Below are 22,140 nucleotides of genomic sequence, written 5' to 3' on the forward strand. Positions count from 1 at the left end.
ATGACGGCCTCTCACATATTTGCAAGGTCCAACCGCGAGAGCCGCCGCTTGATTTCATCGATCTCCGGCTCGCCGCGCGTCGCGCGCGGCGCGGCGATGGTCTCGACGTGAAGGATTCGGGCCGGTCGCGGCGACAGGAAGAACAGCCGGTCGCCGAGGCGGACTGCGTCGTCGAGATCGTGGGTGACCAGCAGCGTCATCATCTTCCGGCTGGCCACCAGCGTGGCGATCTGGTCGCGCAGCCGCCCCGCAAGTGCAGTGTCGAGCGAGGCCAGCGGCTCGTCGAGGATGAGGAAATCCGGCTCGATGGCGAAGGCGCGGGCGAGCGCGACGCGGCGGGCGAGGCCGAGCGACAGCTCGCCGGGAAAATGGTTGCGGTGCACGCTCAATTCGAGCACATCGAACAGTGTCGACAGCGTGCCGTCGTCAACATGCGGTGCGGCGAGCCGCACGTTCTCCTCCACGGTGCGCCAGGGCAACAGCCGCGGCTCCTGAAACACCATGCCGAGGCGCATGCCGGGGGAGCGCGCGACATGGCCCTGGTAGTTAGCGTCGAGCCCGGCGAGAATCCGCAGCAAGGTGCTCTTGCCGCAGCCCGACGGTCCGAACAGCACGCCAACCTCGCCGGCGTTCAACGTGAAGGTGACATTGTCGAGCACGTCGTGCCGCTTTCCGGCCGCGCTCTGGAAACTCTTGCCTGTGATACTGACCTCAAGCTGCACGGAGCCGCCACCGCGTTAGCCTGGTTTCAAACGGCTGCACCAGCAGGGTCTCGATGACGAGCACGACGCCGGCAAAGCTCAGCGAGTAGGCGAGCAGCAACGGGATGTCGAACAGCTGGAAGGCGACCCCGATCTCGAAGCCGACGCCGTTGGGGCGGCCGAGATATTCGGCCACCAGCACGATCTTCCAAACCAGCGACAGCCCGGAGCGCGCACCGGCCGCGATGTAGGGCGCAAGCTGTGGCAGGACCACATGCCGGAAGGCGCGGCCGCGCGGCAAGGCAAAGGCCGTTGCCATCTCGTCGAGCGCGGGGTCGAGCGCGCGGGCCCCCTCGCGCAGGGTGACGACGGCGGTCGGCAGCTTGTTGATGGCGATGGCCGTGATCGCGGCGACCTCGGTCAGCCCGGCCCAGATATAGGCCAGCACGATGACGACCAGCGCCGGCAAATTGAGCAGCAGGATCAGCCAAGGGTCGCCAAGGCGATTGGCAAGCGACACGCGGCCCATCAGATAGCCGATCGCCGAGCCGAGCGCCATGGCGAGGGTGAAGGCCAGCGCGACACGCGCCAGCGTTGCGCCGAGATTGACGAACAGCGCGCCCGATCGGGCTTCGGCTATGAGGACCGACAGCACCGCCGGCGGCGCCGGCAGCTTCGCTTCGCCGATCAAGAGCGAGGCAATCCACCAGGTCGCGATGAACAGCGCGAATGACAGGAGGCGCAGCACCGCTAGTCTCCCGGAATCGCTTGATAGAACGTGCCGGGATCGAGCTCGGTCGCGGTGCCGACGAGATCGCGTCCGCCGAGCTGCGCCAGCACCCGGTAGAGCACGCGAGCATCAGCCTCTTCGTCGGCGATCGGACGGCGTGGGATGCCCTCGCGGTAGCGGTCGCGATAAGCGCGCAGCGTCGCCGCATCCTGCGCACCGGTCAGCGGTGCAATCGTGTCCCATTCGGCATCCGAGGTTGCCAGAATTTCCTTCGCGGCGCGCGTCACGGCGATGAAGCGGGCCACCAGATCTTTGTTGGCGTTCGCCCAAGCTTCGTCGAACACGTAGCCGATCATCGCGATGCGGCCCTTGCTGCCGAGCTTTTGCAGGACCTCCTCCATGCCGGCGAGCCGGCGAAAGCCCTTGGCTTCAAGCGCGGCGCAGAAATTCCAGTAGTTGAGCGTCGCGTCCATCTCGCCGCCGAGGGCCTTGGCGGCCAGCAGTGGCGGCGCGCCGTAGACAACGGTCGCTTGCGACTTCAGGTCGACGCCGTCCTGCTTCAGTGCAGCCTGCAGCAGCAGCCAGTTCTTGTCGATCGCACCGCCGGCAACGGCGAGCTTGCGCCCCTTGAGGTCCGCCAGCGTCGTGAGCGGCGAGGCGGCCGGGACCATCACGGCCCCCAGCGCGCTTGAATAGGGATAGAATTGCAGTTTGGCGCCGAGCGAGCGTTCGCGCGACACCCAGGGCCAATCGGATACCATGACGTCGGCCGAGCCGGAGCGCAGGGCGATCTTGCCGGCCTCGGGGCTGGCGAGCTCGACGACATCGATCGACAGATTGGCCTTCTTGTCGAGACCATGGGAGCGAATGACGGCCAGTTCCCAGGCAAGCGTTCCGGTCTTCTGCGCTGCAACGTGGATAGTCTCCGCGTTGCACGAGGTGCCGAACTGCATGACCGCCAGAACTGCCGCAGCCAACACCGTGCGTACAGAGATGATCATCGTTTCTTGAGCCACTTCCCCGAATGTTTTCTTTTCTGATCAACATCCATAGCATAGCTTGCGGAAAGAGAAGAGGAAGCAGGACCATGGCAGGAGCTGGCATGCTACGACCGATTGTCGCCGTCCTGGCGCTCGCCGGGACGGCCGTCAGCGTGCAGGCCCAGGAGATCAATGACTATCCGACCTCGGCGCGGGCCGAATATGTGTTCGGCTGCATGAAGTCCAATGGCGAATCCCGGCAGTCGATCGAACAATGTTCCTGCTCGATCGATGTGGTCGCCTCGATCATCCCCTATGATCGCTACGTCACCGCAGAGACCGTGCTGAGCATGGCGCAGGTGCGCGGCAATTTGGGCGGCCAGTTCCGCTCGTCCGAGCAGGCCGCCAACGCGCTCAACGACCTCAGGCGTGCGCAGGCCGAGGCCGAAGTGAGGTGTTTCTAGCGTTGATCGTGAGATCGCGAACGCGTCAGGTGCCGGGGTTCTCGACCTTCCATTCGTGGTCGAAGACGTGCCCGTCGGTGTCCTTGGCCTCGGCACGGAAGTGCTTGGCGCCATTCGAGACATAAGTGAAGCGAATGTTGGGGTCCTCGGAAATCGAGATCCCCCCCTCCATCGTAAGCACCGGACTGTCGTCCTGCCAGATGTGCAGCTCATTGACAAAGAAGGCCGGGATATAGAGCTGCGTGACTTGGTCCATCTGCAGGCCTGAACTATTCGGATGCCCGATCATGATCTGGGCTTCCCTTGTGCTCGTCGCCGGCCCTTGTTCGGACTTTGTGAATTGCCGGTAACGCATCTGGCCGAGCCGGTTCTTCGCTTCCTCGACGTTCTTGCCGGCCGGTGCCGAGCAGCCGCCGGAAGCTTTCACATACACCTTGCTGACATAGAGCTTGCCGTCGCTGAGCTCCGCGACGGCGTGCACATTGGTGTAGTTGTTGACGCGAACGCGGGTCGAGATCTCGGTAACGTTGGCGTCCGGCCCCAACGTGAACTTCGCGGCCATCGGCGCCGGATTCTCGTCGATCACAAGCGTGATCGCGACGACGCGGCGGCTATCGCTGGGCTGCAGCTTGGTGCGCAGCGTCACCGGAACGATTGCCGCGTCTTCCGCGCGCGCCGGCATCTCGATGCCGATGATATCGTTGCCGTCATTCATCGGACGATTGCTGAAGATGTCCTGGACGAGGCCGGGCCAGGGATCATAGATCTCCGCCGCGGGCGCAGAGGGCGTACCCAGCGCGATCGCAAGAAGGCTGGCGATGCAAAGCAGGCGGGCGCGATGTCCAGTCATGTTCGCCAGATCCTATGCAGCCGCCTCATTATAGGACGAACAGCTACTCCCATTCAATTTCCGAGAATGCTGCAGTTGCGTTGCGGGCGTTGTAATCATCAAACAATTGCCAGCGCGGCCGCTCGGCTGCCGCGGCATGCTCCGCAGCGGCCGTGATCGGCTTGCCGCCTGCGACCAGCGCGCGGACGTCCGCGGCCAGCGTCTCAAGATAACGACGCTCGTCGGCAAGCGCTGCAGGCCACGCACTCACGGGTCCGTGACCGGGAACCACGCGCTCGGCAGGAATAGCCTGGAGATCGTCGAGCGCACGCAGCCAGCCCTTGAGGCTGCCGTCGACCACCGGAATATGCTCAAGGAACACCAGATCGCCAGCGAACAGGGTACCGGTGCGCTCATCGAACGCGGTGAGGTCGTTGTCGCTGTGGGCGGGTGGCCATGCCTTCAGGGTAAGGGTCCGTCCGCCGAGGTCGAGCTTCAGCGTGTCCGCGACCAGCACCGTCGGCGGAATGATGCGGACCTCGTCGATCAACGCATCGCCCATGGTCCGGCGAAAGCCGTCGAGATAGAATTGCCCGCGCGTCGCCAGCGCGCGGGGCAGGGCCTTGTGGCCGACGAAGCTGGTCCCGTCAGCCACGAAAGCCGCGTTGCCGAAGCTATGATCCGGATGCGCGTGGGTATTGATCACATAGTGGATCGGCTTGTCGCTATGGCTGCGCACCGCGGCGAGCAATTGCCGCCCTTCGCGGACACTGCCGCCGGTGTCGATGACGGCAATGGCGCTTTCGCCGACCACGAAGCCGACATTGGCGATGGCGCCTTGGTTGTCGCGTGTCATCAATGCAGTGACCCCGGTGTGAACGAATATTCCGGGGGCGACTTCGCTCACAGGCAATTCCGCCTCTTGAGCTCGCGCTATGGTCGGCGCCCAAAGCATCAGGAGCAGCGCAAGCACCGAACCGCCATGAGCCATGTTTCCGCCTCAGTTTTTCCGGGACGCGCGATCGATGCCGTCGCGCTTCAGTTTGCGTTGCAACAAGCAACGCGGCACCGTCGCGATCATTATCCCTGTTGCACGTCATGTTGCGCCGGGCAATTGGTGAATGGCGGCAATCTGTCCGATCAAGAGGAGACCGCGCAATGAGAGTTATCGGATGCCGTCCTCTTCTGCTTGCGCTTGCCGGCTTCATCGTCTGTTTCGCCGGGGGCGACGTCGCGCGTGCGCAGGTCAATGAGCAGGGCGAACTCTCCATCGAGCTGGTCGATCCCAAGGTGCTGCGCATCTGCGCCGATCCGCGCAACCTGCCGTTCTCGAATGACAAGGGCGAGGGCTTCGAGAACAAGATCGGCGAGCTGTTCGCCGAGAAGCTGCAAAAGAAGCTGGATTACATGTATTTCCCGCAGGCGACCGGCTTCGTGCGGGTCACGCTCGGCTCGCATCGCTGCGACGTGATCATGGGCTTTCCGCAAGGCGACGACCTCGCGCAAGGAACCAATCCGTATTACCGCACGGCCTATGCGATCGTCGCCAAGCCGGACAGTGGACTGGATCAAGTCACGACGCTCGAGGACGAGCGGCTGAAGGGCAAGCATATCGGCATCGTCGCCGGAACGCCGCCCGCGACCAACATGGCCATCAACGGCTTGATGAGCAATGCGAAGCCTTATCCGCTGATGATCGACACGCGCTACGATTCCTCGGCCGAGGCGATGATGAACGACCTTGAGAAGGGCGAGATCGACGCCGGCATCCTGTGGGGGCCGATGGCGGGCTTCTATGCCAAGAAGGCGAACCCGCCGCTGCATGTCACGCCGCTGGTCAAGGAGACCGCGGGACCCAAGCTGGTCTATCGCATCGGCATGGGCGTGCGGGCGTCCGATCAGAGCTGGAAGCGGCAGCTCAATCGCCTGATCCAGGAGAACCAGCCGACGATCAACAAGATCCTGCTCGACTTCGGCGTTCCGCTACTTGACGAGAACGACGGTCCGATCGGGCCCGAGACCGCGACCAAATCGCCATGATCAGGCTCGCGGCAATGCTTGCGGTGATATTGCTCGCCGCTTCGCATGTCCGCGCGCAGGACCACCCGGCCGAGCCCGAGGGGTACCGCACCGAGGATTATCGCACGCCGGTGCCGGAAACGCTTGCCGGCGCACGGGTGCTCACGACCGCGGAAGCGGCAGAAATCTGGCGCGACAAGTCCGGCGCCTTCGTCGACGTGCTGCCGCGCGCGCCGAAGCCTAATCTGCCGGCCGGCACGGTGTGGCGCGAGCGGCCGCATCGCGACATTCCCGGCAGCATCTGGCTGCCCGACACCGGCTACGGCAAGCTCGCCGCATCGACCGAGGACTATATGCGTCGCGGCCTGGTCCGCGCCTCCGGCGACGACAAGGCCAAATTGCTAGTGGTCTACTGCCAGGAGAACTGCTGGATGTCGTGGAACGCCGCCAAGCGCGTGCTCTCCTACGGCTACCGCAATGTGGCGTGGTATCCGGAGGGAACCGACGGGTGGGGACGCGCCAATCTGCCGTTGGCGGATGCGGAGCCCGAACCGCGCGAGAGCGAGCAGTGAGCCCGCCCTCACGCGGCCAGGAAAATCTCCAGCGAATTACTTCTGCTTGTCGAGCTTGTTGATGGTCTTGCCGCCGTCGCTGTCCGTCGTGGTGAACGTCACCTTGTCGCCGGCGTGGAAGGCCTCCAGCGACTGTCCCTTAGGCACCTTGTATTCCTGAATGGCGCCGCCGGCCGCGCCCACCGTGCCGGTTTGCGTCTGCTGAATCGAGATGGTTCCACTCAGTCGGTCAATCTTGGTGACCATTCCCGACATGGATTGCTGGGCCAAAGCCGCTGTGGTGATCAGGCTCGCAGCGGCGAGGCTGGTCATGACGATCTTGGCTGCTCTCATCGAGGTCTCCCAACTTCAGATATAGTTGGAGACAACGAGCGGGCAGGGCAGTTTGTTCCGGTGGCCCGGTGGTAATCGCGGCGGGCGATCGGTCGCAGGCCTAATCCAGCTCCTGCTGGATGGTGCGGCCGAGCGCAAACAGCCGCTGATCGATGATGGTCGGCACCTCGCAGACGAATTTCACCACGCGCCCGCGGTCCTCGAATATCCGCGTCTCCCAGATCAGCTGATTGCCGAGCTCGTCGACCTTGGCCCGGTCCGGCGGCGTGGCATCCTGCAGCGCCTGCAGCGCGACGGTATCGGTGCGGATCTTTTCCGCGGCCTCGCGCTGCTTGCGCATCACGCGCTCCAGCCCGTTCATGACCGAGGCCCGCTGACCGTTGAGCGTGTCGAACAACCCCGCGAACAGCAGCTTTCCCGCATTGGTCTTGTCGGCCGCGGCGGCCGACAGGAACTCGGTGATCTCCTTCTGCGCATCCTCGAGCGGAATCCGGCGCGCCGCGAGCTTGGTCGCAAGTTGGCTGATCTTCGGATCGTCCCTCCACTTGGTTTCGGCATCGCCGAGCGGTGGCCCGGCCCAGACCGCGGCGAGCGAGATCTCGGGCACCTTGGCCTGGGCGCACGGCCAGTCCGGGTAACGCGGGTCGGTAGCGAACGCGACCTGGTTCGACAGAACCATCGCGAGCAGCGCGCCGAGTGCTGGCCGCAAGCCTGTCATGCCTCGCCTCCGCCCGGTCCACGGCGCACCAGGCCGCGCGATGGATCGTAGGCCAGGATCGCGCCGATCATGAACACCACCGTGCAGCCGCCGACCACCGCGAGCGAAACCCAGTTCATCTTGCCGTAGAGCGCAAACCGGATCAGTTCCACCGCATGCGTGAACGGATTGCACTGGCAGACATAATACAGCATCGGGCTGCCTTCTTGCACGCGCCAGAGCGGGTACAAAGCCGACGATGCAAAGAACATCGGGAAGATGACAAAGTTCATCACGCCGGCGAAATTCTCCAGTTGCTTGATGCTGGCCGAGATCAGCATGCCCAGTGCGCCGAGCATCAGGCCCGACAGCACCAGCGCCGGAAGCACGGTGAGGTAGCCGAGGGTCGGCGGCGTAATGTCCCAGAACCAAGCAATCAGCAGGAAGGCATAGACCTGGAGCAGCGACACCGCCGTGCCGGCGAGTAGTTTGCAGAACAGGAGATAGCCGCGCGGTAGCGGGCTGACCAGCAGCGTGCGCATGTTGCCCATCTCGCGGTCATAGACCATCGACAGCGACGATTGCATGCCGTTGAAGAGCTGGATCATCGCCATCAGGCCGGGCGCGATATAGACCTCGTAGAGGATGTAGGTCTCATAGGGCGGGATGATCGAGATGCCGAGCACCTGACGGAAGCCGGCCGCGAAGATGAACAGCCAGACCAGTGGCCGGACCAGCGCCGAGACGAAGCGCTCGCGCTGATGCAGGAAGCGCAGTGCCTCGCGCCATACGATGCCGTTCAGGCAGACGAAGTATTCCGACACCGAGAAGCCGCTTCGCTCAGGCGTGACCGTCGTGCTGCTCATGCTGGTGGTTTTCCGGTAAGGGTTGCCGTTCCGGTCAGGCGCATGAATGCGGTGTTGACGTCCTGGGCGCCGGCGTCCGCGATCACGCGCGACATCGGGCCGTGCGCCAGCATCCGGCCCTGATGCAGCACCACAAGGTCGTCGCCCGGCATGATCTCGTCGAACAGATGTGTCGCCCAGAGTACGCCGATGCCCTGTTCGGTGACGAGCTGGCGGACATGGCCAAGAATGTCGGCGCGCGCCTTGACGTCGAGCCCGACGGTGGCCTCGTCGAGCAGCAGCAGCCGCGGCCGATGCAGCAGCGCGCGGGCGATCTCGAGCCGTCGCATCTGGCCGCCCGAGAGATCGCGCACCTTGCTCGTGGCGCGGTCGGCAAGCCCGATGCGGCCGAGCACCTCGGCGCTGCGCAGCCGCGCCTCGCGCCGCGAGATGCCGTGCAGCGCGGCGTGATACAGCAGGTTCTGTGTCAGCGAGAGATCGAGATCGAGCGTGCGCGGCTGGAACACGACGCCCATCAGCCGCAGCGCTTCACCTGGCGTTCGGCTGATGTCGTGGCCGAAGATGCTGATCTGGCCGTTCTGGATGCCGAACAGCCGCGTCACCAGCGAGAACAACGTGCTCTTGCCAGCGCCATTGAGGCCCAGCAACGCGGTGAAGCTTGCAGGCTGAACCGTGAAGTTGACGTCGATCAAGGCGCGCCGCGGACCGTAGCTGTGGCTGACATTGCCGATCGACAGCGCCGGCTGCACGGCCGCAGGGGCTGCATCCGGAGAGTGCTGGCTCGCGATATGGGCGTCGGTTGCGGTCATGGCTGCGCGATCGTGATCCCCCAGGGCAGTTCGCCGACCTGAATGGTCTTGATCACCTTCTGGGCCGCGACGTCGATCACCGAGACATCGTTGGAGACCCCGTTGGTGACCATCAGATATTTTTCGTCCGGCGTGAAATCCATGTGCCAGACCCGCTGGCCGACCAGGAGATATTTGAGGACCTTGTGGGTTGCGCCGTCGACCACCGCGATCCGGTTGGCGGGGCCGAGCGCAACGAACGCGGTCTTGCCGTCCTTGGTCATGCCGATGCCGACGGGTTGGATCGCCTCGTTGCGCAGCCCCGGGATTTCGAAGGTGATCTTGCCGGTCACCTCGCGCTTGACCGGATCGATGATCGACACCGTGCCGCCGATCTCGGAGGAAACCCACAATTCGGAGCCGTCGCGCTTGAACTGGGCGAAGCGCGGCCGCGAATCGACCAGCACGTTGGCGACGATCTGGCGCGTCGCCGTGTCGATGAAATGCGCCATGTTGGTGGTTTCGGAGGTGTTGATCAGGATCTTGCCGTCCGGGCTGATCGTCATGCCCTCCGGCTCGACGCCGACCTGGATGTCGCCGAGCCGGGCGCGCTTCTCGAGATCGATCACGGTGACCGTGTTGTCGTTCTCGTTGGCGACATACATGATCTTGCCGGCGGCATCCTGGGTGAACAATTCGGGGTCGGGGCCGGAGGGCAGGGTGTCGACGATTTCCTGGGTCTTGGTATCGATCACCTGGATCGTGTCGTCATCGCCGACCGCAACCATCACGAACTTGCCGTCGCGCGAGAACTCGATGCCGCGCGGCCGCTGGCCGACCTTGATGGTCTTGGTCACCGTCCAGCTGTCGGTGTCGATCACCGTGACGGTGTTGCCCTTCTCGTTGGAGACGTAGGCAACGAAGGCGGACGCCGGTGTCGCGGCAAGCCAAACGAGCATCCCGGTCAACAGACAGCGGCGCCACATGCGTTTCATCTCCCTCACTGCAGCTTGCACTTCGTTTCAGGCCGGTCAACACCGAGTGTGTCGAGCTCGGAGACCTGATGCAGGAAACCTTCCTGCGGGGAGACCGAAACGACCATACGACCATCGGCCAGCAGGACCGGTTGGCGGAGCTGCAGATTCCAGTCGCGCAGGGTCAATCGCGTGCCCTTGAAGGCCGCGATCGAGAAATCCTTGCCCTTGAGGAAGGCGATAACCTTTTGGGGATCCCCAGAATTGGTGCGGGAGGTGGCTTCGCCGATCATGCGCGCCGCCGTCCAGGCCTGCATGTCGAGCGCCGTCATGCGACGCATGTTCAGCTTGACGAAGCGGTTCTGGATCTGGACCGCGCCCCATTGGTCATGCGCGGCGTCCCAGCTGGTCGGCACTAGGCCCGCCGAGCCGGCCACGGGGCGCGGGTCCCAGGTCCGGTAAGGTAGATAGTTCGCGAACACCTCGCTCTCGTCGGCAGCGACCAGCACGTCGTAAGCCGGCGCCTGCTGCGTGAACACCGGCATCTGACGCTGGATCAGCGTCACGCCAGAGTCGGTGCGGCGCGCGCCGCCGGTGTCCTCGAATGTCCGTTCCTGGACGATCTTGGCGCCGAAGCGCGTCGCGGCGCGGCGCAGCGCGTCGGCGTAGAGCTTGTCCTGATCATGCGAGCCAGTCACCAGCAGCCAGCGCTTCCACTGCTTCCACACCAGATACTGGCCAAGCGCGTCCGCCAGCATCGAGCGGGTCGGTGCGACATGGATGACATTGGCACGGCAGTCCTGCTCGCGCAGCCGATCGTCGATCGCGCCCGCATTGAGCAGCAGGGTGCCGCGATCGCGCAGCGCGTCGGCGACCTTGAGCAGGGCGTCGGCGGGCAGGTCGGTGATGATATAGTCGTTGCGGCCGGCGAGATCGGTCGCGACCTTGGCGACATCGTCGCTGTCCTTGACCTTGACTTCATCAAGCACGAAGCGCTGGTTGAGGAATTTCCCGGTCGTATTGTTGTCTTCGATCGCAAGGCGTGCGCCGGCGATGCCGTCATTGTCGGCCGGTTGCTCGACCAGCGAGAGCGTCGACTTGATGCCGGCATGGCTGAGATAGCCGATATGGACCTCGACGGGATCAGCCGCCAGCGCTCCGGTCGTCACCATGCTGAGCGCGATCGTGCCGACCAGCCATCGGAACATAACTCCTCCCGTAGTCATTCTTCACTCGGCATGGCATTGTCGAAAAGCGGCTTCCGCTTTTCTGGGCCATGCGTTGACGTGCAAGATGCCGGAATTGGCCTGGCTTGCAACCCCGCTTTTTGTCGTTGCGCGGTACCAAATTTCGATTGGTTCACAATCATGAGATCAGAGTTTGTCTTCGTCATATCTTTGCTGCTGATGGCTGCGGCGGCGCGCGCCGAACCGCCCAAGCTCGCGGTGTTCGACCTCGAGATGATCGACACCAGCCTTCAAGGGGAGGTCGACGGGCCGCGGACCGACGAACAGGCGCGGCTGCTGCGCACCGGCGATCAGGTCCGCAAGGAGCTCGCGGCTTCCGGCAAGTTCCACGTGATCGACATCGCGCCCGTCAATGCTGCGGCGCACGGCAGCAATCTTCAGGCCTGCGGCGGATGCGACGTGAAACTGGCCGGCGAGCTGGGCGCCGATCTCGCGATGACGGGCGTGGTGCAGAAGGTCTCCAACCTGATTCTCAACATCAATCTCTATCTGCGCGACGTGCATACCGGGCAATTGGTGGCAGCAGCGAGCGCCGACATGCGCGGCAATACCGACGAATCCTGGTCGCGCGCCACCGACTACCTCGTGCGCAACCGCCTGCTCGCGCCGAACTACGGCGCGCCGCAAGCGCGGTAGCTGCGGGTGCAAATGTGCGACCGTCATCCCCGCGCAAAGGCTTCGCCTTTGTCGCTGGAGGTGCGAGCCTCTTCGGCGAGCCTCGAAGGATGAATCGGCTACCAGCCGGGCCGTGCATCCTTCGAGACGCGCTACGCGCTCCTCAGGATGACGGGGAGGGATTGGCTCACGCCTTCAACCGTGCGGCGTGCCAGCGCAGGTGATCGGCCATGAAGGTCGAGATGAAGTAATAGCTGTGGTCGTAGCCGGGCTGACGCCGCAAGGTGAGGAGGATGTTGGCCTTCTCGCAAGCCGCCTTCAGGAGCTCGGGCCGCAGCTGTTCAGTGAGAAAGCCGTCGGCATCGCCATAGTCGACCAGCAGATCGGAGAAGCGGGCGCCGTCCTCGATCAGCGCGACCGCGTCGTGCTTGCGCCACGCCTGCTTGTTGCTGCCGAGATAGCCGCCCAGCGCCTTGTTGCCCCACGGCACCTGCGATGGCGCCACGATCGGCGCAAACGCGCTGGCCGCGCGATAGCGATCGGGATAGCGCAGCGCCACCGTCAGTGCGCCATGGCCGCCCATGGAGTGACCGAGAATCGATTGCCGCGCCGTGTCGACCGGGAATTGCTCGGCGATCAGTTTTGGCAATTCCTCGGTGACGTAGCTCCACATCCGGTAATTGGTCGCGAACGGCTGCTCGGTCGCATCGACATAGAAGCCCGCGCCGAGGCCAAAATCGTAGGCATTGGCGGGATCGCCGGGGACGCCTTCGCCGCGCGGGCTGGTGTCGGGTGCGACGAAGATCAGGCCGAGCTCGGCACATGCCTGCCGGAATTCGCCCTTCTCGGTGACGTTGGCGTGCGTGCAGGTCAGGCCCGACAGATAGGTGACGACAGGCAGCTTGGCGCCGGCCGCATGATCCGGGACGAACACCGAGAAGGTCATATCGGTCTTGGTCTCGCGGCTTGGGTGCCGGTATACGCCTTGCGTGCCGCCATGCGACTTGTTCTGGGAAACCGTCTGCATTGCCATAATCCTCTGTGTTGGAGCGCGACGTCAGCCGACGCCACTCTCGATCGCGAGGCGTACCAGCTCTGCCGAGGTGCGCACGCCAAGCTTCTGGCGCATGATCGATGACGTGTTCGCGACCGTCTTGTAGGACGAATGCACCAGCCAGGCGATCTCCGACAGGCTCTTGCCGGAACTGAGCAGGCGCAGGATCTCCATCTCGCGCGAGGTCAGCTTGGAGAGCGGATTTTGCGCAAAGCCCGGCCGCGCAAAGGCGACGTTGCGTGCGATCGCCGGCGGCAGATAGACGCCGCCATTGCCAACTTCGCGCACGGCCTCCACCAGATCGTTGGGGTCGCCGGTTTTCGAGACGTAGCCCTTGGCGCCGATGTCGATGGCGCGGGCGGCGAACACAGGGTCGTCGTTCATGCTGAACATGATGAGGCGCGCGGATGCATCGCGCGACAGGATGCGGCGGGCCAGCTCGAAGCCGGAGACCGTCGGCAGGTTGATGTCGATCACGCAGAGATCGGGCTTCTCCGCGACGAACGCCCGTTCGCCGCTTTCGGCATCCGCAGCTTCCAGCAGGACGATCTCGGGATCGTCGGCGAACACGGTGCGACAACCGGAGGCAACGATGGGATGATCATCAACGATCAGAATGCGCATGGCGTTGTTCCGGCGACCTGCTTCGACTAGCTCATCGTTACATCGAGTTGCACGAAGAAAACCTCGGTTCCGACCGGTTGTGCACCTCGCACGAGATTGCGATACGGTGCGATTAGATAGCCGGGCAAATTTGGCTGTCAACGATCCTCTCGGAGGAGGGATCGCGGTCGGGGGCAACGTCATGTGGCAAAAGCTATCCTTGCGCGCACGGATCAACCTGCTGCTGGCGCTGATACTGGCGCTTGGGCTGGGTATCAATATTGCGCGCCTCGTGCTGGAAGCGGGGCCGCGCGTCCAGGCCGAGGACCAGAGCGTGATCCGCCTGGCGCGCGAGTTTGTTGCGACGATGGTAGCCGGTCTCGACGAGGCGCCGGATCCCGATGCGCGGCTCGACCAGATCGTCCAGGATCTGAGCCGGCTGCGTCATGTCAGCATCACGCGACAGGATGACGCGACCGCAAAGTCTGCCGAGCGCCTGGAGGAGGCAGGCGATCCGCGCGCCCCGCCTGAGTGGTTCGTCGCGCTGGTTCATCCCGAGCAGACTTCGGTGCGGGTGCCGATCTCGGTTCACGGCAAGCCGCAATCGCTGGTCATCACCTCGCATCCCGACGATGAGATGGCTGAGATCTGGGACGGCATCGTCACCCAGATCGAGGTCGGCTCCGCGATCGCGGTGGCGCTGCTGCTGGTGACCATGCTGGTGGTCGGCCGCGCACTTGCGCCGCTGGAAGCGCTGTCGCAGGCCATGACCAGTATCGAGGCCGGGGATTACGACGCACGCGTCGAGCCCGGCGGATCGCCTGAATTGGCTGCGATCTGTGCCAAACTGAACCATTTGGCGGCGACCCTTGGCGAGGCCGTGGACAGCAAGCGGCAGCTGGCCGAACGCGCGGTCTCGCTGCAGGATTCCGAACGCAAGGAGATCGCGCGCGAATTGCACGATGAGTTCGGGCCCTATCTGTTCGCGCTGCGCGCGCATGCCGGCGCACTGACGCGGCTGTCGGAGGTCGATAAGCCCGATCCTGCTGCGCTACGCAAGCACGGCAGCGCCATCCTCGAGCAGGTCAACGCGCTTCAGCAGTTCACTCGCCGCATCCTGGAGCGATTGCGGCCGGTGGGATTGGCGGAGCTTGGGCTTGCGGAAGCGCTTGGCGCGCTGGTGCGGCTGTGGGGCGAGACCCACCCGGAGGTGGAGATCCAGAGCAGCATATCGCCTGATCTCGGCGAGACCAGCGAGACGGCCGATCTGACGATCTATCGCATCGTCCAGGAAGCGCTCACCAATGTGTTCCGCCACGCCGGCGCAACGGCAGTCGATATCACGATCGAGCCTGCGGAGCGGCAGACCGGCCCGCGCGGCAGCCGCGGCTGCGCGCTGGTGCGAGTCCGAGACAACGGCCGCGGTCTGCTCAGGGATCACCGGCTCGGCCGCGGTTTGACTGGTATGCAGGAGCGAATCCTCGCGCTCGGAGGCGCGCTCAAGATCAATTCCAGCGATGATGGCGTGACGGTCGAGGCGCTGGTGCCAAAGGCTACGCAGGCTTAGGGCCCGATTCGCGGCCAGTATGTGACGGCGGTCCATGCCAGCGCGAGCGCACCGGCCATCCAGAGCACGATGATCGCGATCATTCCCGCTCGACTGGTCGGGCGCTGCAAGACGGCACTGGCCTTGGCGCGGCATTCGGTCATTACCTCATCCGGAACGAGCGAGATCGCAAGCCAGATGCCGAGCGGCAGTAGGATCAGATCGTCGAGATAACCGATGACCGGGATGAAATCCGGAATCAGGTCGATGGGCGAGAGCGCATAGGCCGCGATGGCGACGGCGATGGCCTTTGCGTACCACGGTACGCGCGGATCACGCGACGCGAGATACAGCGCAACGCTGTCTCGTTTCAGGCCGCGCGCCCAAGCTTTGATTGAGGAAAGTTTGATTGAGGATAGCTTGATGGACGGCATGGCGTGGCGCCTGCACGCCAAGCGAAACGCTATTCCAGTACCACATCGACCGGCATGCCACCGTGCAGACCCTTGTGCACGGAGGAAGGGGCGATGCCAAAATACTTCCGGAATACGCGGCTGAAATGCGATGAGCTTGAGAAGCCCCAGGAGAACGCGACGTCCGTGATGGTCTTACCGTTCTGGGATTCCAGCTCCTGTCGGCAATTTTGCAGCCGGGCCTTCCAGATGTAGTCGCTGACCGTCATGCCGCGATCGCTGAACAGCATGTGCAGATAGCGCTTCGAGCAGCCGAGCGCCGCGGAAATGCGGTCGATGCAGAGATCGGGATCGCGCAGATGCTCGCGGATGAAGCCCTGTGCCCGCACATAGGTCGCCTCGGCGCTGCCGCGGTCGAACATCGCGCCGGTCTCGCGCAGTGGCAGCAGCAGCAGGTCGATCAGCGCATCGGCCACGCCGACGGCGTTGACCGGGGTCAGCGTGGGCGCCTCGCCGAACGCGGCATGCACGAAATCATAAGCGATGCGGCCGGTGCCATTGCGCGCCGACAGCTTGCATGGCGCCATCTTGGAGAGCTGGAAGCCACGCTCCTTGAGCAGGTCCTTCGGAACGATGACGACCTCGTGACGCGTCAGGGACGGGCTGATGATGGTGTGCGGACACGACACGTCGTAGGCGAAGCAGTCGCCCGGCATGATGTCGAAGTGCAGACCGTCCTGCTCGAAATGCGAGACGCCGTGGGTCTGGAAAACGATCTTGATGTAGGGATGCTCGCTCAGCCTGATGCGCGAGACGGTATGGGCGATGCGATGCTGGCTTGCCTCGATCTGGCACAGCTTCAATCGCGATACCGTCGTGAAATTGATCCGGCCCTCGAGCGAGGAACCTTCCAGCGCATCGACGTCGAACTGACCGCACAGGTCAGTGAGCGCATCCGACCAGCGCTGGATCTGCCGCTTGGGCGTCAATCCGTTCGTGCTGAGTGAATGGACTGTATCGGACATCTTTCCAGCCACCGATTCGATCCCCAACGTGACTGCTCACCGAGCTGAAATCTGGCCCGGGATGATGCGCCTTCTCCCTGATTCTGAACAGCTTAGGGAGGCGGCGGGACTTCTTCCCGGATAATGTCGGGTGATCCTCCGACTTAGTTCTGGGCGCGTCAAGCGCAACCTTGGGCCGGTTCTACTCCGACGCTGGAACAGCACTGAAGACGTTTGATGCCCTGCAACATGAAGCAGCCTTACCTGCCAGTTCGCGGCCCGACCGCAAAAATCTGACGATGCTTCGCTTCTGAGCAAACGGCGCTTCGCTGCTGGGCAAGTCAGCGCGGTTCGATAGGACTACCAGTGAGGTACCAAAATGGAAGAAGTGGGGCCGTTTCGGCGGAAACCCTTGAGTTCATGAACCTGGGAGGAAATCCACGATGCGCAAGCTGCTTTACGCGACCAGCCTTGGGGCAATGGCGGTGTTCGCCGCCGGAGCTGCCAATGCCAATGACGAACTCCACAAGATGTCGCAGAACCCGAAAGACTGGGTGATGCCGACCGGCGACTACAGCAATCAGCGCTATTCGAAGCTGAATCAAATCAACGCTCAGAACGTCGGAAAGTTGCAGGTAGCGTGGACGTTTTCGACCGGCGTGCTGCGCGGTCATGAAGGCGGCCCGCTGATCATCGGCAACATGATGTACGTGCATACGCCGTTCCCGAACAAGGTCTACGCTATTGACCTTTCCAAGGACAACCAGATCGTCTGGAAGTACGAACCGAAGCAAGATCCGAACGTCATTCCGGTGATGTGCTGCGACACGGTCAATCGCGGCGTCGCCTATGGTGACGGCAAGATCATCCTGCATCAGGCCGACACCACGCTGGTTGCGCTCGATGCGAAGACCGGCAAGGTGGAGTGGAGCGTCAAGAACGGCGACCCGAGCAAGGGATCGACCGGTACCTCGGCGCCGATGGTCGTCAAGGACAAGGTCCTGGTCGGCATCTCCGGCGGCGAGTTCGGCGTTCAGGCCCACATGACGGCCTACGATCTCAAGACCGGCAAGCTGGTCTGGCGCGGATACTCAGAAGGTCCGGATGACCAGCTTCTGGTCGACGACAAGACCACCGAGCTTGGCAAGCCGATCGGCAAGGACTCGAGCCTGAAGACGTGGCAAGGCGATCAGTGGAAGATCGGCGGCGGCGCGACCTGGGGCTGGATCTCCTACGATCCCGAGCTCAACCTCGTCTATTACGGATCGGGCAACCCCTCGACCTGGAATCCGAAGCAGCGTCCCGGCGACAACAAATGGTCGATGACGATCTGGGCGCGTAACCCGGATACCGGCGTTGCCAAGTGGGTCTATCAGATGACGCCCCATGACGAATGGGACTATGACGGCGTCAACGAAATGATCCTCTCGGATCAGAACATCGACGGCAAGGCGCGCAAGCTGCTGACGCACTTCGATCGTAACGGCCTCGGCTACACGCTTGATCGCGCCACCGGCGAACTGCTGGTTGCCGAGAAGTATGATCCGAAGGTGAACTGGACCTCCGGCGTCGACATGAACAAGAGCTCGCCGACCTATGGTCGTCCGAAGGTTCTTGACGCAGCGTCGACCGACAAGGCCGGCGAAGACCACAACGTCAAGGGCATCTGCCCGGCGGCGCTGGGTTCGAAGGACGAGCAGCCGGCGGCCTACTCGCCGGATACGCAGCTGTTCTACGTGCCGACCAACCACGTCTGCATGGACTACGAGCCGTTCAAGGTGAGCTACACCGCAGGTCAGCCCTATGTCGGCGCGACGCTGTCGATGTATCCGCCTCCGGGTGAGACCAACATGGGCAACTTCATCGCCTGGGACGGCAAGACCGGCAAGATCGTGTGGTCGAACAAGGAGCAGTTCTCGGTCTGGTCGGGTGCACTCGCGACCGCCGGCGGCGTGGTGTTCTACGGCACGCTGGAGGGCTACCTGAAGGCTGTCGACGCCAAGACGGGCAAGGAGCTCTACAAGTTCAAGACCCCGTCCGGCATCATCGGCAACGTCACCACCTATGAAAACGGCGGCAAGCAGTATGTCGCCGTGCTGTCGGGTGTTGGCGGTTGGGCAGGCATCGGCCTCGCCGCCGGTCTGACCGATCCTACGGCCGGCCTCGGTGCAGTCGGCGGCTACGCCGCGCTGAGCAACTATACCGCGCTCGGCGGAACGCTCACCGTGTTCTCGCTGCCGCAGTGAGCTGAGCAACCCTCGTTCCGGCGCATGGAGAGATCTCCATGCGCCGGTCCGCCTTCAATCAGCACGCGAGGATATGCTTTTGCGTAAGATCTGGTTTGTGACTGCCGCGATCTTCGTCGTGGCAATGGGTGGAGTTGCCTCCGCCGAGGACGTGGGGGATCCAACCGCCGTCAAGTCCGAGGACGGCAAGTGGCTCGACAAGGATGGGAACCCGACTTTCAAGGTCGCGTCCGACGGTACGGTGGACTGGTACACCTACTCGGGCTACCGCCGCTATCATTCGGAGTGCCACGTCTGCCACGGACCCGACGGCATGGGCTCGACTTACGCGCCGGCTTTGAAGGATTCGCTGAAGACCATGAGCTATGCCGACTTCATGGGCGTGGTCGCGAGCGGACGCAAGAACGTATCGACGTCGCAGGAAAATGTCATGCCGGCATTCGGCGATAACCCGAACGTTGCCTGCTACATGGACGACCTCTATGTGTACCTGCGCGCCCGCGCCAATGATGCGGTCGGGCGCGTCCGGCCGGCCAAGCACGAAGACAAGTCGGAAGCCTATGCAAAGGCGGAAGACGCCTGCATGGGCAACAAGAACTGAGCGTGACCGGCGCGAATGACAAACCTGTTTGATGTTTTGTGGAGACCAAGATGAAGACCCGCGCCGCAGTCGCATTCGAAGCCAAGAAGCCGCTTGAGATCGTCGAGCTCGACCTGGAAGGCCCCAAGACCGGCGAGGTCCTTGTCGAGATCAAGGCGACGGGCATCTGCCACACCGACGCCTACACGCTCGACGGCTTCGACAGCGAAGGCATCTTCCCCTCGATCCTCGGGCACGAAGGTGCCGGCATCGTTCGCGATGTCGGCGCCGGCGTGACGTCGGTGAAGCCTGGCGATCACGTGATCCCGCTCTACACGCCCGAATGCCGCCAGTGCAAAAGCTGTCTGAGCCAGAAGACCAATCTCTGCACCGCGATCCGCGCCACCCAGGGCAAGGGCGTGATGCCCGACGGCACCTCGCGCTTCAGCTACAAGGGCAAGACGGTCTTCCACTATATGGGCTGCTCGACCTTCTCGAACTTCACGGTGCTGCCCGAGATCGCGGTGGCGAAGATCCGCGAGGACGCGCCGTTCGACAAGAGTTGCTACATCGGCTGCGGCGTCACCACCGGCGTCGGGGCGGTCGTCAACACCGCCAAGGTGACGCCGGGCTCCAACGTCATCGTGTTCGGCCTCGGCGGCATCGGCCTCAACGTGATCCAGGGCGCCAAGATGGTCGGCGCCGACAAGATCATCGGCGTCGATATCAACGACTCCAAGGACAATTGGGGCCGCCAGTTCGGCATGACGCATTTCGTCAACCCGACCAAGGTGAGCGGCGATATCGTGCAGCACCTAGTTGGCCTAACCGACGGCGGCGCCGACTACACCTTCGACTGCACCGGCAACACCAACGTGATGCGCCAGGCGCTGGAAGCCTGCCACCGCGGCTGGGGCGTGTCGGTCGTGATCGGCGTCGCGGAATCCGGCAAGGAGATCGCAACCAGGCCGTTCCAGCTCGTCACCGGACGGGTCTGGAAGGGTACCGCGTTCGGCGGCGCGCGCGGCCGCACCGACGTGCCGAAGATCGTCGACTGGTACATGAACGGAAAGATCCAGATCGATCCGATGATCACCCACGTGCTGAAGCTCGACGAGATCAACAAGGGCTTCGACCTGATGCACGAGGGCAAATCGATCCGTTCGGTCGTCGTGTTCTAAAATCAAAACACCAAGCACTAGGAGGATAGGTCAATGACTGTTCATATCCACCCGTCAGTCGACAATGGCGTCAAGCAAGGTTCCGGCAGTTTTGCCGGCGGTACGCTGGTCTGCAAATGCGCGGACAAGAAGGTCAAGGTCGGGGTCAAGGGCGACGTCGCCCACAACCACGCCTGTGGCTGCACCAAATGCTGGAAGCCTCCGGGCGCCATCTTCTCGGTGGTTGCGGTCGTCCCGCGCGAAAACGTCACCGTGCTGGAGAACGGCGACAAGCTGAAGATCGTAGATACCGCCGCGGTGATCCAGCGCCATGCCTGCACCGGATGCGGCACGCACATGTACGGCCGGATCGAGAACAAGGGTCATCCGTTCTATGGCCTCGACTTCATCCATCCCGAACTGTTCCAGGAGTCCGGTTCGGCGGCTCCGGGATTTGCCGCCTTCGTGTCGTCGGTGATCGAGTCCGGCGTCAAGCCGGCCGATATGGCCGGGATCAGGTCGCGGCTGAAGGAGCTTGGGCTCGAGCCCTATGACTGCCTGTCGCCGGCGTTGATGGACGCGATTGCTACCCATGTGGCGAAATCAAAGGCAGCCTGATCAAGGCAGCCTGACCAGGGCGGCACGACCGGCCGGCCCTGACGAGATCCGGCGTCGGCAGAGGGCCTGCCGGCGACGGATATGCTGGTAGTACCCGTGACCTTGAACCTTGTATGCCCTGCGGGCGACCACAGGGCATGCATTTTATTTTCCGCCTTGCCCTCGTCCTATCCACGATCCTGGTCCTTTCGCCGGTCCGCGCCACATCGCCCGAGGACCGCTATATTGCCGCGCGCGACGCGGCGATCGCCAAATTCGCCAAGCAGCAGAAGGACGGCAAGATCGACGAGGCCGTCGACAAGGCGGAAGCGGCCGTGCGCGACGAACTGAAGGGGCAGCTGGTCGTGATCTTGTCCCAGCCCGCCCGGCCTGGCTTTGCCCCCGCCCAGCTCAACCTCGACACTCTGTATAAAGGCGATATGGGGTTCGGCATGCTGGACGGCCTGCGCTTCGATGCCGACACCGGCAGGGACGGCGGCAAGATCGGTGAGAAGCGCGCCGACGGCAGCTTCGTCGAACCGAAAGCCCATATCATCGTCACCTCCGAAGCCCTGTTCACGCGCTGGCTGCGCGAGCACAAGGCGTGGTGGGACAAGGGCAGCAAGAATGTGCCGCAGCAGATCGAACCGGTCCTGAAGTTCGAGGGCCTGTACACGCAGGCGATTTCGACCGATGCGGCGGTGATCAACTTCAACGAGCTGCCGGTCGTCAAACCGGCGTCGGCCATCCTGACTTACGGCTTCCTCGCCGGCCGCACCCAGGACACAACCCCCGCGGCCGCCGACGAGGTGTTTGTCGCGGCGCTTGCCAACGGCAAGCTCTACATCGCCTATGGCGAGATCGAGCCCACCGTGCAGGTGCCGGCCTGCGCCGCGATCCGCGCCGACTACAACAAGAAGGCCGACGAAGCGGACGAGAAGCTGCGTCAGAAGCGGATCGACAAGAAGGCCTACGACAAACTCGGCGATCTGCGCGAGCAGGGCGATGACGCGTTCAAGCGCTGCTTCGTTCAGCACGCCCCTGAACAGCCGGCATTCGCCGAAGCCACCAAACAGGCGCAGGCGCTGTTGGCGACGGCGCTCGGCAAGTAGCGTTACCTGG

The 22,140-nt window shown here is 63.5% G+C and carries 25 protein-coding genes; 10 read left to right on the forward strand and 15 right to left on the reverse strand.

The features are described 5' to 3' along the window. Positions 1-11: 11 nt before the first annotated feature. The 3 genes from ACVW1C_RS32930 to ACVW1C_RS32940 are packed head-to-tail and all read right to left on the reverse strand — an operon-like array spanning position 12 to position 2,384. The gene (locus ACVW1C_RS32930) at positions 12-722 is read right to left on the reverse strand and encodes an ABC transporter ATP-binding protein (protein ID WP_456761825.1); all 711 of its coding nucleotides are present in this window, start codon (positions 720-722) and stop codon (positions 12-14) included. After that, positions 712-1,449: an ABC transporter permease gene (locus tag ACVW1C_RS32935; protein WP_456761826.1), complete on the reverse strand. Its 738-nt coding sequence runs from the start codon at positions 1,447-1,449 to the stop codon at positions 712-714. Before ACVW1C_RS32935 ends, ACVW1C_RS32930 begins: the two co-directional genes overlap by 11 nt. Before the next feature lie 2 nt (positions 1,450-1,451). Next, positions 1,452-2,384: an ABC transporter substrate-binding protein gene (locus ACVW1C_RS32940; protein ID WP_456763235.1), complete on the reverse strand. Its 933-nt coding sequence runs from the start codon at positions 2,382-2,384 to the stop codon at positions 1,452-1,454. Between the two features lie 149 nt (positions 2,385-2,533). On the opposite strand from ACVW1C_RS32940, the gene ACVW1C_RS32945 reads away from it, so the two are divergent. Continuing rightward, complete coding sequence (locus ACVW1C_RS32945; protein ID WP_456761827.1) at positions 2,534-2,875, forward strand: hypothetical protein; 342 nt, start codon at positions 2,534-2,536, stop codon at positions 2,873-2,875. 25 nt (positions 2,876-2,900) lie between these two features. Here ACVW1C_RS32945 and ACVW1C_RS32950 read toward each other — a convergent pair whose 3' ends face one another. Next, positions 2,901-3,725, reverse strand: a complete 825-nt coding sequence (locus ACVW1C_RS32950) for a quinoprotein dehydrogenase-associated SoxYZ-like carrier (protein WP_456761828.1) — start codon at positions 3,723-3,725, stop codon at positions 2,901-2,903. 43 nt (positions 3,726-3,768) lie between these two features. Further along, complete coding sequence (locus ACVW1C_RS32955) at positions 3,769-4,659, reverse strand: quinoprotein relay system zinc metallohydrolase 2 (RefSeq protein ID WP_456763236.1); 891 nt, start codon at positions 4,657-4,659, stop codon at positions 3,769-3,771. 203 nt (positions 4,660-4,862) lie between these two features. Between ACVW1C_RS32955 and ACVW1C_RS32960 the strand changes: the two genes are divergently transcribed. Beyond that, positions 4,863-5,744 carry a substrate-binding domain-containing protein gene (locus tag ACVW1C_RS32960; protein ID WP_456761829.1) on the forward strand — a complete coding sequence of 294 codons (882 nt, stop codon included), beginning with the start codon at positions 4,863-4,865 and terminating at the stop codon, positions 5,742-5,744. Further along, positions 5,741-6,295 (forward strand): PQQ-dependent catabolism-associated CXXCW motif protein, encoded by a 555-nt coding sequence (locus tag ACVW1C_RS32965; protein WP_456761830.1) that lies wholly within the window; start codon positions 5,741-5,743, stop codon positions 6,293-6,295. The genes ACVW1C_RS32960 and ACVW1C_RS32965 overlap by 4 nt, the downstream gene beginning before the upstream one ends. A gap of 36 nt (positions 6,296-6,331) precedes the next feature. Here ACVW1C_RS32965 and ACVW1C_RS32970 read toward each other — a convergent pair whose 3' ends face one another. From ACVW1C_RS32970 to ACVW1C_RS32995, 6 genes are all read right to left on the reverse strand, one after another. Next, positions 6,332-6,628 (reverse strand): copper-binding protein, encoded by a 297-nt coding sequence (locus tag ACVW1C_RS32970; RefSeq protein WP_456761831.1) that lies wholly within the window; start codon positions 6,626-6,628, stop codon positions 6,332-6,334. Positions 6,629-6,728: 100 nt separating this feature from the next. Next, positions 6,729-7,346, reverse strand: coding sequence for a hypothetical protein (locus ACVW1C_RS32975; RefSeq protein ID WP_456761832.1), 618 nt, complete (start codon positions 7,344-7,346; stop codon positions 6,729-6,731). Then, complete coding sequence (locus ACVW1C_RS32980) at positions 7,343-8,191, reverse strand: ABC transporter permease (protein WP_456761833.1); 849 nt, start codon at positions 8,189-8,191, stop codon at positions 7,343-7,345. Before ACVW1C_RS32980 ends, ACVW1C_RS32975 begins: the two co-directional genes overlap by 4 nt. Continuing rightward, the gene (locus ACVW1C_RS32985) at positions 8,188-9,000 is read right to left on the reverse strand and encodes an ABC transporter ATP-binding protein (protein WP_456761834.1); all 813 of its coding nucleotides are present in this window, start codon (positions 8,998-9,000) and stop codon (positions 8,188-8,190) included. Before ACVW1C_RS32985 ends, ACVW1C_RS32980 begins: the two co-directional genes overlap by 4 nt. Next, positions 8,997-9,974 (reverse strand): YVTN family beta-propeller repeat protein, encoded by a 978-nt coding sequence (locus ACVW1C_RS32990; RefSeq protein WP_456761835.1) that lies wholly within the window; start codon positions 9,972-9,974, stop codon positions 8,997-8,999. Before ACVW1C_RS32990 ends, ACVW1C_RS32985 begins: the two co-directional genes overlap by 4 nt. Positions 9,975-9,979: 5 nt before the next feature. Further along, entirely contained in the window at positions 9,980-11,161 is a 1,182-nt protein-coding gene (locus ACVW1C_RS32995; RefSeq protein ID WP_456761836.1) for an ABC transporter substrate-binding protein, read from the reverse strand. 198 nt (positions 11,162-11,359) lie between these two features. Here ACVW1C_RS32995 and ACVW1C_RS33000 point away from each other — a divergent pair, with 198 nt between their 5' ends. After that, positions 11,360-11,836, forward strand: coding sequence for a DUF3280 domain-containing protein (locus ACVW1C_RS33000; protein WP_456761837.1), 477 nt, complete (start codon positions 11,360-11,362; stop codon positions 11,834-11,836). Positions 11,837-12,002: 166 nt separating this feature from the next. Here the strand turns inward: ACVW1C_RS33000 and fghA are convergent, their stop codons facing one another. Together fghA and ACVW1C_RS33010 are read right to left on the reverse strand one after the other, a co-directional pair. Next, positions 12,003-12,848 carry an S-formylglutathione hydrolase gene (gene fghA, locus ACVW1C_RS33005; protein ID WP_456761838.1) on the reverse strand — a complete coding sequence of 282 codons (846 nt, stop codon included), beginning with the start codon at positions 12,846-12,848 and terminating at the stop codon, positions 12,003-12,005. 24 nt (positions 12,849-12,872) lie between these two features. Beyond that, entirely contained in the window at positions 12,873-13,493 is a 621-nt protein-coding gene (locus ACVW1C_RS33010; protein WP_456761839.1) for a response regulator, read from the reverse strand. Between the two features lie 181 nt (positions 13,494-13,674). Here ACVW1C_RS33010 and ACVW1C_RS33015 point away from each other — a divergent pair, with 181 nt between their 5' ends. After that, positions 13,675-15,039, forward strand: coding sequence for a histidine kinase (locus ACVW1C_RS33015; RefSeq protein WP_456761840.1), 1,365 nt, complete (start codon positions 13,675-13,677; stop codon positions 15,037-15,039). Here ACVW1C_RS33015 and ACVW1C_RS33020 read toward each other — a convergent pair. Both ACVW1C_RS33020 and ACVW1C_RS33025 read right to left on the reverse strand, forming a co-directional pair. Then, positions 15,036-15,452, reverse strand: a complete 417-nt coding sequence (locus ACVW1C_RS33020) for a YkvA family protein (protein WP_456761841.1) — start codon at positions 15,450-15,452, stop codon at positions 15,036-15,038. The two genes, ACVW1C_RS33015 and ACVW1C_RS33020, sit on opposite strands and share 4 nt — an antisense overlap. A 29-nt stretch (positions 15,453-15,481) precedes the next feature. After that, positions 15,482-16,456, reverse strand: a complete 975-nt coding sequence (locus tag ACVW1C_RS33025) for a helix-turn-helix domain-containing protein (protein WP_092125863.1) — start codon at positions 16,454-16,456, stop codon at positions 15,482-15,484. Positions 16,457-16,878: 422 nt separating this feature from the next. Here ACVW1C_RS33025 and xoxF5 point away from each other — a divergent pair, with 422 nt between their 5' ends. The 5 genes from xoxF5 to ACVW1C_RS33050 all read left to right on the forward strand — a co-directional run bounded on the left by xoxF5 (position 16,879) and on the right by ACVW1C_RS33050 (position 22,130). Next, positions 16,879-18,681 (forward strand): lanthanide-dependent methanol dehydrogenase XoxF5, encoded by a 1,803-nt coding sequence (gene xoxF5 / locus ACVW1C_RS33030; RefSeq protein WP_456761842.1) that lies wholly within the window; start codon positions 16,879-16,881, stop codon positions 18,679-18,681. Positions 18,682-18,805: 124 nt separating this feature from the next. Further along, positions 18,806-19,282: a c-type cytochrome, methanol metabolism-related gene (locus tag ACVW1C_RS33035; RefSeq protein ID WP_456763237.1), complete on the forward strand. Its 477-nt coding sequence runs from the start codon at positions 18,806-18,808 to the stop codon at positions 19,280-19,282. A gap of 50 nt (positions 19,283-19,332) precedes the next feature. Continuing rightward, the gene (locus ACVW1C_RS33040) at positions 19,333-20,442 is read left to right on the forward strand and encodes an S-(hydroxymethyl)glutathione dehydrogenase/class III alcohol dehydrogenase (protein ID WP_456761843.1); all 1,110 of its coding nucleotides are present in this window, start codon (positions 19,333-19,335) and stop codon (positions 20,440-20,442) included. A 33-nt stretch (positions 20,443-20,475) separates the two neighbouring features. Then, positions 20,476-21,039 (forward strand): S-(hydroxymethyl)glutathione synthase, encoded by a 564-nt coding sequence (gene gfa, locus ACVW1C_RS33045; RefSeq protein ID WP_456761844.1) that lies wholly within the window; start codon positions 20,476-20,478, stop codon positions 21,037-21,039. Between the two features lie 137 nt (positions 21,040-21,176). Beyond that, positions 21,177-22,130: a hypothetical protein gene (locus ACVW1C_RS33050; RefSeq protein ID WP_456761845.1), complete on the forward strand. Its 954-nt coding sequence runs from the start codon at positions 21,177-21,179 to the stop codon at positions 22,128-22,130. The last annotated feature ends 10 nt before the right edge of the window (positions 22,131-22,140 follow it).

The sequence above is a fragment of the Bradyrhizobium sp. USDA 4011 genome, assembly GCF_054063415.1.

Excerpts from the sequence above, each read along its gene's own strand:
- ACVW1C_RS32940 (WP_456763235.1), bottom strand. The coding sequence starts at position 2,384 with ATGCAGTTCGGCACCTCGTGCAACGCGGAGACTATCCACGTTGCAGCG.
- ACVW1C_RS32945 (WP_456761827.1), top strand. The coding sequence starts at position 2,534 with ATGCTACGACCGATTGTCGCCGTCCTGGCGCTCGCCGGGACGGCCGTC.
- ACVW1C_RS32950 (WP_456761828.1), bottom strand. The coding sequence starts at position 3,725 with ATGACTGGACATCGCGCCCGCCTGCTTTGCATCGCCAGCCTTCTTGCG.
- ACVW1C_RS32955 (WP_456763236.1), bottom strand. The coding sequence starts at position 4,659 with ATGCTTTGGGCGCCGACCATAGCGCGAGCTCAAGAGGCGGAATTGCCT.
- ACVW1C_RS32960 (WP_456761829.1), top strand. The coding sequence starts at position 4,863 with ATGAGAGTTATCGGATGCCGTCCTCTTCTGCTTGCGCTTGCCGGCTTC.
- ACVW1C_RS32965 (WP_456761830.1), top strand. The coding sequence starts at position 5,741 with ATGATCAGGCTCGCGGCAATGCTTGCGGTGATATTGCTCGCCGCTTCG.
- ACVW1C_RS32970 (WP_456761831.1), bottom strand. The coding sequence starts at position 6,628 with ATGAGAGCAGCCAAGATCGTCATGACCAGCCTCGCCGCTGCGAGCCTG.
- ACVW1C_RS32975 (WP_456761832.1), bottom strand. The coding sequence starts at position 7,346 with ATGACAGGCTTGCGGCCAGCACTCGGCGCGCTGCTCGCGATGGTTCTG.
- ACVW1C_RS32980 (WP_456761833.1), bottom strand. The coding sequence starts at position 8,191 with ATGAGCAGCACGACGGTCACGCCTGAGCGAAGCGGCTTCTCGGTGTCG.
- ACVW1C_RS32985 (WP_456761834.1), bottom strand. The coding sequence starts at position 9,000 with ATGACCGCAACCGACGCCCATATCGCGAGCCAGCACTCTCCGGATGCA.
- ACVW1C_RS32990 (WP_456761835.1), bottom strand. The coding sequence starts at position 9,974 with ATGAAACGCATGTGGCGCCGCTGTCTGTTGACCGGGATGCTCGTTTGG.
- ACVW1C_RS32995 (WP_456761836.1), bottom strand. The coding sequence starts at position 11,161 with ATGTTCCGATGGCTGGTCGGCACGATCGCGCTCAGCATGGTGACGACC.
- ACVW1C_RS33000 (WP_456761837.1), top strand. The coding sequence starts at position 11,360 with ATGGCTGCGGCGGCGCGCGCCGAACCGCCCAAGCTCGCGGTGTTCGAC.
- fghA (WP_456761838.1), bottom strand. The coding sequence starts at position 12,848 with ATGGCAATGCAGACGGTTTCCCAGAACAAGTCGCATGGCGGCACGCAA.
- ACVW1C_RS33010 (WP_456761839.1), bottom strand. The coding sequence starts at position 13,493 with ATGCGCATTCTGATCGTTGATGATCATCCCATCGTTGCCTCCGGTTGT.
- ACVW1C_RS33015 (WP_456761840.1), top strand. The coding sequence starts at position 13,675 with ATGTGGCAAAAGCTATCCTTGCGCGCACGGATCAACCTGCTGCTGGCG.
- ACVW1C_RS33020 (WP_456761841.1), bottom strand. The coding sequence starts at position 15,452 with ATGCCGTCCATCAAGCTATCCTCAATCAAACTTTCCTCAATCAAAGCT.
- ACVW1C_RS33025 (WP_092125863.1), bottom strand. The coding sequence starts at position 16,456 with ATGTCCGATACAGTCCATTCACTCAGCACGAACGGATTGACGCCCAAG.
- xoxF5 (WP_456761842.1), top strand. The coding sequence starts at position 16,879 with ATGCGCAAGCTGCTTTACGCGACCAGCCTTGGGGCAATGGCGGTGTTC.
- ACVW1C_RS33035 (WP_456763237.1), top strand. The coding sequence starts at position 18,806 with ATGGGTGGAGTTGCCTCCGCCGAGGACGTGGGGGATCCAACCGCCGTC.
- ACVW1C_RS33040 (WP_456761843.1), top strand. The coding sequence starts at position 19,333 with ATGAAGACCCGCGCCGCAGTCGCATTCGAAGCCAAGAAGCCGCTTGAG.
- gfa (WP_456761844.1), top strand. The coding sequence starts at position 20,476 with ATGACTGTTCATATCCACCCGTCAGTCGACAATGGCGTCAAGCAAGGT.
- ACVW1C_RS33050 (WP_456761845.1), top strand. The coding sequence starts at position 21,177 with ATGCATTTTATTTTCCGCCTTGCCCTCGTCCTATCCACGATCCTGGTC.